Consider the following 727-nt stretch of genomic DNA (forward strand, 5'->3'; position numbering starts at 1 on the left):
TCCACCGCCTTCCTCACCTCATCGGGCAGCATCGGGGGTGTCCTCCTGTGGGGCGGTTTTCATGAAGCAAATCCAGTGCGTGCCGCCTTTCTTGCCTGACGGGTGTCCGAATAGCGGCTTCTGGTCGGTAAGCGCCAACACTTCGCGCACCTTGATCTGCGTTTCGTTCCACTTGAAGATCAGAACGCCATCGTTGGCCAAGACGCGGAAGCACTCGGCAAAGCCGGCTCGCAGGTCATCGCGCCAGGTGTCGGCGTCCAGCGCTCCGTACTTCGCCCGCATCCAACTGACCTCGCCCGCTTTGCGCAGGTGCGGCGGGTCGAACACCACCAGCTTGAACGCGCCGTCCTCGTAGGGAAGGGAGCGGAAGTCCAGCGGCACATCCGGGAAGATGGACAGCGTCCGGCCATCGCAAAGCGTGCGCTGCTCCGTGCGAATGTCGCCGTACACCACGCTCGGGTGATTGCGGTCGAACCAGAACATGCGGCTACCGCAGCACGGGTCGAGGATCGTCTTAGCGGTCACCTCACCCCTCCTTCCCGTTGGCGTTGGGGAGGGCGCGGAGCTTTTCGAAGGCGCTGCGGATTCGATCCGGCGACCATCCAGTGCGCATCGCCCCGGTTTCGCAGAACAGCAGCGCCACATCGCACGCGCGCCGCATTTCCACATCCACCGCCTGCGCAGGCTGGGTGAGATGGGCGTCGATGGCGTCGGCCATAGCGCCGTG

Annotated in this window: 2 protein-coding genes; both read right to left on the bottom strand. The window is 64.4% G+C overall.

Translation table 11 applies throughout. The features are described from left to right. Window positions 1–18: 18 nt before the first annotated feature. Window positions 19–525 carry a class I SAM-dependent methyltransferase gene (locus tag QQX02_RS13130; protein WP_301143806.1) on the bottom strand — a complete coding sequence of 169 codons (507 nt, stop codon included), beginning with the start codon at window positions 523–525 and terminating at the stop codon, window positions 19–21. A 1-nt stretch (window position 526) separates the two neighbouring features. Next, window positions 527–727, bottom strand: a 201-nt coding sequence (locus tag QQX02_RS13135; protein ID WP_301143808.1) for a hypothetical protein, incomplete at its 5' end; no start/stop codon positions are given.

The organism is Demequina muriae, from assembly GCF_030418295.1.
GTDB classification, from domain to species: domain Bacteria; phylum Actinomycetota; class Actinomycetes; order Actinomycetales; family Demequinaceae; genus Demequina; species Demequina muriae.